This is a genomic window from Microcoleus sp. LEGE 07076, assembly GCF_015207455.1.
Lineage (GTDB): Bacteria > Cyanobacteriota > Cyanobacteriia > Cyanobacteriales > Microcoleaceae > Microcoleus.
Genome location: NZ_JADEWV010000070.1, coordinates 21653 through 27792, shown reverse-complemented (window position 1 = coordinate 27792; position 6140 = coordinate 21653). Strand labels below are relative to the sequence as shown.

General features: G+C 47.8%; 7 protein-coding genes. 4 read left to right on the top strand and 3 right to left on the bottom strand.

The annotated features are described in order from the left end of the window. Positions 1–931: hypothetical protein (locus IQ270_RS13920; RefSeq protein WP_193973781.1), on the bottom strand; the 931-nt coding region annotated here is incomplete at its 3' end. Positions 932–1443: 512 nt separating this feature from the next. Here IQ270_RS13920 and IQ270_RS13915 point away from each other — a divergent pair. Continuing rightward, positions 1444–1731 (top strand): hypothetical protein, encoded by a 288-nt coding sequence (locus IQ270_RS13915; protein WP_228056344.1) that lies wholly within the window; start codon positions 1444–1446, stop codon positions 1729–1731. Between the two features lie 242 nt (positions 1732–1973). On the opposite strand, the gene menB is transcribed toward IQ270_RS13915, so the two are convergent. Both menB and IQ270_RS13905 read right to left on the bottom strand, forming a co-directional pair. Then, positions 1974–2807, bottom strand: a complete 834-nt coding sequence (gene menB / locus IQ270_RS13910; protein WP_193973779.1) for a 1,4-dihydroxy-2-naphthoyl-CoA synthase — start codon at positions 2805–2807, stop codon at positions 1974–1976. A 391-nt stretch (positions 2808–3198) separates the two neighbouring features. Then, a complete protein-coding gene (locus tag IQ270_RS13905) occupies positions 3199–3795 on the bottom strand; it encodes a TerB family tellurite resistance protein (RefSeq protein ID WP_193973778.1) in 597 nt (198 codons plus the stop codon). A 211-nt stretch (positions 3796–4006) separates the two neighbouring features. Between IQ270_RS13905 and tadA the strand changes: the two genes are divergently transcribed. From tadA to IQ270_RS13890, 3 genes are all read left to right on the top strand, one after another. Next, positions 4007–4480, top strand: coding sequence for a tRNA adenosine(34) deaminase TadA (tadA, locus tag IQ270_RS13900; RefSeq protein WP_193973777.1), 474 nt, complete (start codon positions 4007–4009; stop codon positions 4478–4480). 270 nt (positions 4481–4750) lie between these two features. Beyond that, a complete protein-coding gene (locus IQ270_RS13895) occupies positions 4751–5482 on the top strand; it encodes a 1-acyl-sn-glycerol-3-phosphate acyltransferase (RefSeq protein ID WP_193973776.1) in 732 nt (243 codons plus the stop codon). A gap of 198 nt (positions 5483–5680) precedes the next feature. After that, complete coding sequence (locus tag IQ270_RS13890) at positions 5681–6061, top strand: hypothetical protein (RefSeq protein ID WP_193973775.1); 381 nt, start codon at positions 5681–5683, stop codon at positions 6059–6061. The last annotated feature ends 79 nt before the right edge of the window (positions 6062–6140 follow it).

The window sequence follows — 6140 nt, the reverse complement described above, 5'->3', positions numbered from 1 at the left end:
GGACTGGAGTCGGCGTTGGAGGCAGAGTTGGCAGACTCGGGACTGGGGCGGCGCTGGGGCTGGGGCTCGGAAGCAAAGCTGTGCTGAGATTGTTGAGTCCTTGTTGAGCGCCTCTGGCAGGGTTCCCGTCTTCTGTAGGAATCGGGACAGCGCCGATGGGGGCTGGAGGCGCTGGTGGAGTCGGCGGGATTGATGCTTTTGGCGATGGGGAAGCAATCGGGCTAGCTGTGGGCTGGACATTGCTCAGAGTGCTCAAATCTAGATCGACAAATTCCTTGGATGTCAGATTTGGAGCTTTCGGCAGTTCCTTGGTGGTGCTGTTTGATGTGTCGCTAGCGGTGGGACTTTCGTTGGGGGACGGCGCGGTACGATCGAGCAAACGGTTCAAACCCGTTATTTTTGCCACACTTGACGGGTGCGTGACTGCGTAGCCCAAAGCCGTGCACGACAGCAGAAACAGCAGCATCGAACTCAGTCCCAAAGGAGTTAACAGACTGGCGGCCAAACTGCGTTCTCGATCGGGCTGGGCTTTTGCTTCGTCCAAACTTTCGATCAGTTTTTCGCTGGATTCTAGATATTTGTCGGATGCGAAGGCGCTGCTAGATAATGGGGTGCCACCTCTTGTAGTTGCTAGCGGGGCATCGCCCTGAACGCCTGCCAGCGATAGGGGCAGCGATAGCGGCTGCTGGGTTTCCTCGGCAGCCTGCGGCGACTGGTTTTGGGTATTCTGTTGCTCGGTTGTGCCTGTTTGCTTGCCACTACGAACTGATGGCGACACCCACTGTTCGGCGCGCCGCCTGTGCCTTCTGTATGTTGTCAGTTCTGCTTCTAGGCTGACATCAAGACATCCGAGGGCTGCTTGCAAAGCAGGCTTGATTGGGGTTGATGAGGATTGATGATTTGGGGATTCAACCGAAGAACGCTTACTCATTAGCAAAACTCCTATGGTCTTTGAATTGATTTTAATGTTTTGATTTTCAAGCAATAAACAAGAAGCTTTAAAGCTTGCCTATTCTAGAATTAGCTGCTTTTGCCGTCAAGGCAACTGCTGCCCGATCGCCTGCTGTCCATCGCCATTTGCTATTTTTTCATTTTTATATTAAAACTTAAATTACTGTGTCCCACCGGCTCCTTACCCTACTCTGGCCCGCTTTCTGTATCCACAACAACAATTTATTTGTAACATTTCAGATTCATTCCACAGTTGTCGTTTTTCTTGATCCCTGACCGCTTTATCAACTTTTAACCTGTATTTTTACCTACCAAATGAGTAATAACTGAGCTAATTGTTTCTAGATATAAAGCAATTATAAATAAATTATAAAATTGTACTTGGGCTTGGGGATCGCTACAACCCAGACAGCATAAGGGCTGGGATGCTCTACAACCTCCTAGCTCTACAGACGAGAATTATAGATGAAACTGATTTCTGTAAACACTTTTATGAAAACCCAATTAACTTCTGCTTGCCGTCACTGCCGCTACTACACTCCCGAAGGAAGACGCGGGGGTGTTTGCGCTATGCTGAGCGTATCGGTGCAAAGTCAGTGGAAAGCTTGTGCTTTAGCGGTTTCGCCTTTTGGGTCATATTGGGAAAACATCGAAGAAATTGGACTGTGGCAAGAACAGACTGTGACGCTGACGGAGGCTGCGGTGACTGTTTCTGAGCGCAATGCCTGCCAGTTGACAGGCTCTGCGTTAACCGAAAAAACTCCAGCAGTGTCGGTTTAGTCCGATCGCAGCAGGACTAATCGTACCATTTTCGATTGCAACATTGGCGATTTCCGATTCGGGAATCACTGATAGTCATCGCGGTTGGGAGCGTCCAAAAAAGCAGTTTCATTTTTTGGGGAAACTAATATCAATAATTACACTTTTGGACGGTCGGGTAAATTCAGCTTTAGCCGCTCATAGAGATTAACAGCATCTGTAACTTGAATGAGCCAATCAAAAAAATTAATTTCTCGATCGAGCTACGGCAGCCAAGGATATTGACTAAAGTCCGGTTCCCGTTTATCTAAAAATGCTTGTTTGCCTTCAGCGCCTTCCTGGGTCATATAATACAGCAAAGTGGCGTTCCCAGCCAGCTCTTGCAGACCTGCTTGACCGTCGCACTCGGCATTAAAAGCGGATTTTAAACAGCGAATCGCGATCGGACTTTTTTCTAAAATTTCCCGAGCCCACTGCATCCCTTCGAGTTCGAGTTGTTCTACGGAAACGACGCAGTTGACTAAACCCATTTCTAGAGCTTGCTGCGCGCTGTACTGGCGACACAAAAACCAAATTTCTCGGGCTTTTTTCTGTCCGACTACTCTGGCGAGATAGCTGGCTCCGAATCCACCGTCGAAACTGCCGACTTTTGGGCCGGTTTGTCCAAAAATAGCATTGTCGGCTGCGATCGTCAAGTCGCAGATCAAGTGTAAAACGTGACCGCCGCCGATCGCATATCCTGCCACTAAAGCAATCACAACTTTAGGCATCGATCGAATCAACTTCTGCAAGTCAAGCACGTTCAACCGAGGTATACCACCTTCGTCTACATACCCCGCAGCACCGCGCACGCTTTGGTCGCCGCCGGCACAAAAGGCGTATTTGCCGTCTGTATGAGGCCCCGCACCGGTCAACAGGACAACGCCGATTTTTGTGTCTTCGCGGGCATCAGTAAAAGCATCGCACAATTCCTGCACGGTTTTGGGACGGAAAGCGTTGCGTTTGTGAGGTCGATTGATGGTAATTTTGGCCGTGCCGCCGCTTTTGTGATAGAGAATGTCTTCGTAGGTTTTGGCGGTTTGCCATTCAATTTGCATAATCAATCAGTAGATTTTAGATTTTAGATTTTAGATTTTAGATTTACTCGACAGATGAATCACCTGAGTAGGAACTTTGGTCTAAATTTGGGGAACATTCACTCAACAGCGTCGGGGAAACGAGATCGGTTTATGCGGAGTCAAGTTGAGATATCAGAGCGAGCTGGGCGATGGGGGCAGCGACAAGTCGCTTTTAGATTTTAGACGGATTTGGACGCATCAAGGCAAAAGAAACCGAGTTTTTTACCGTTTGGGCTGGCTGCAACCTATGCGTTCGCCCTGTGAAAAAACCCGGTTTCTGACCGCTGCATCCGCGAACTCATAGAAAAACCATCAAATTCTTTTCCCAGTGTCTCACTCTTGTACAGGGAAAAAATTTTAATGCGCTGCATTAGTTGCGCGTTAAAAGAGTCAGCAGGTGCTTTGCTGCTTTGGCAAATACTGGATCGTTGGAGGAGAATTCGCTGGGTGCGAGTAATGCTTGAACTTCGGCAAATGCTTGTGAGTCGAGGGTTCCTTGTTTAGTAAATAAAGTGTCTATGACTACAATGTGTCTGGAGTCGAGACCGAGCCGATTGGCGATCGACTGTAGGTACATTTGCTCCCGCAGGTCGATGTATCCGTCTACTGCTGACATTTCGTAGCCGGAACCGATGAGCAACAGCTTTTCTGATTCTGACAAGAAAGCTGTCAGGGTTAGCAGTTCTGTGGGGTTGAAGTAAACCTGCTGTTTGGAGACTCCTTTGACAAGGCGCTGAATTAGTTCTATTCGATGCGGATCTCCGGTGGAAAAGGCTTTGAGAGTCTTTTGCAGCCGTTCTTCTTCGGCTTGTGCGATCGTCCTGTCGATAATCATGACTCCGCGCAGGATGGAAATTAGAGCAGTCAGAAATACTACCAAGGGAGTGATATCTTGTTCGCGGAGTTTTTGCCGGCTAATCCGGGACAACAGCTCAACAACTTCAGTGCTAATCGTGGTGGTGTCCATAATTCAAAATTACTGTGGATGGGACTGTGGTGTAACTTTATTTTTCGATCTTAAGTGTTTTCAGCTAGGTAAGTATGCCACAAATTTCGCTAAAAACTTATTTTATTAGCGATCGCACTTATTCACGCCCCAGCAAGTGTATAAGTAAGACAATCTTAAGCGTTTTTAGTTACGTAGGTATACCGTAAATTTGCAAACAGAGCTGTTGTCTATGCGTGATTTTAATTATGCTGTTCACAAACGCTGGATGACTAGGGCCCTGGAACTAGCGCGAGCAGCCGGTGATGCGGGCGAAGTGCCCGTGGGTGCTGCAATCGTTGACGGTACTGGGAAGTTGATTGCTAACGCGCAAAATCGGCGAGAGCGAGACTGCGATCCGACGGCTCACGCTGAAATCTTGGCTCTGCGGGCGGCGGGCAATGTTTTGCAAGACTGGCACCTCAACCAATGCACGCTCTACGTGACGCTGGAGCCTTGCCCGATGTGCGCTGGTGCGATCGTACAAGCTCGGATCGGTCTGCTGGTATACGGAGCTGATGACCCGAAAACTGGCGCGATTCGGACTGCTGCTAATATTCCAGATAGCGCGCCTTCGTGTCACCGCTTGCAGGTACTCGGCGGTATTATGGAGTCTGTTTGCCGAGATCAGTTGCTTTGTTGGTTTGAAGCCCGAAGGAACAATTAACAGGTAAAATTTTTGACTTTCTTTTGGGCGGTATTTAATGGAACTTGGCTGTTGAAGTGAAAGAATAGATCGCTAATTGCCCGATCGATCTGGCTCCTGACTGCTGTCGGCTTGACTCAAGTGAAAGCCTATTATAGATTATTGGTTGTCAGACCAGATCGCGGGCGAGAGGCAAAATGACAATAGCAAAAGTGTCCCCATCAAAAGAGTAAAGTTTGGCTAAACAACATATCCTTAGACTCTATATATCGATAAAGCAGGTTAATTGCCATGCGCCATACTGCCGCGATCGCCGTTGAGTCCAGCAAATCATCTCTAGTGAAACCAATGCCTGCCAAGGTAGTATCTAATACCTCTCGCGTTTCTCCTTGGTTAACCTCCTTGCTCTATCCGCTAGGTCACTACGTTGTCCTACCGTTTTATTTTGGCAAGATTGAGATAACCGGACAGGAACACTTGCCGAAGCACGGGCCTGTGATCTTAGCCCCTACGCATCGCTCCCGGTGGGATGCGCTGATGATGCCCTATTCAACTGGACAGATGGTGACTGGACGCGATTTGCGGTTTATGGTAACTGCCGATGAGGTGAAAGGAGTGCAAGGTTGGTTCATCAGACATTTGGGAGGTTTTGCTGTCGATATCAAGCATCCGGCAATTAGCAGTCTGCGTTACGGCATGGAATTGCTCCTCGACAAGCAAATGTTGGTGATTTTTCCCGAAGGTGGCATTTTTCAGGATGGTGAAGTTCACCCTCCCAAGCCTGGATTGGCTCGTTTGGCAATGCAAGCAGAGTTGAGCAAACCCGGTTTGGGGGTGAAAATTGTACCGATGAGTATCCGCTACCGCCCGCGCATTCCTCAATGGGGTGCTCGTGTCAAAATTGCGATCGGCGCTCCGATTTCCGTGGCGGATTATGCTAATGGTGGCACTGGCAAAAAAGAAGCGCGATTGTTGACGGCAGAACTCGAAATGGCTCTTAAAAATCTTGATGAATGTTGTTAGTTGGTAGGGGCAGTGCCAAGAGAGCCCGCCCTCTTAGTTGTTAGTTGTTAGGTGTTAGTTGTTAGTTGTTAGTTGTTAGTTGTTAGTTGTTAGTTGTTAGTTGTTAGTTGTTAGTTGGAATTATAACCAACAGCCAACAGTCAACAGTCAACAGTCAACAGTCAACAGTTATAAAGAATTCAACCGGAATTGAGATTAATGGAATGTGCTTTGAATTTTAAACCCGGTCAAATTGTTAGTTTAGAATGTGGAAATGCGTGCCTGCATTCAGAGGTGATTGAAGTGGTTGAGGCACGTCAAATTTGTTGGGTGCGCCCTCTAATGTTGGTTGGATTGGTGGCCCAGAAGGATGTATCTGAGCAATGGCCTGAAGAATACATTTTATCGGATTTGCGAGATGGTGCTGATTTGCTTTGGCCGCTGAGTTTGTTTCGGGCGGCGCTGGATACTGAGGTGATTTCGCTGTTGAGTCAGTTGCAGTCTCTGGACTCCGATAAGAAGGATAGCACGATCGCCTCTCGGCAACTTAGGGATTTTGTCGATCGAGTTTGGGCAGCTTTTCCAAGTGCTTTTCATTAGTTAGTTGTTATTGGTTATTAGTTATTAGTTATTGGTAGCACAGGACTAATGCAAAAAAAAGATGTTTGTAGTGAGGAAT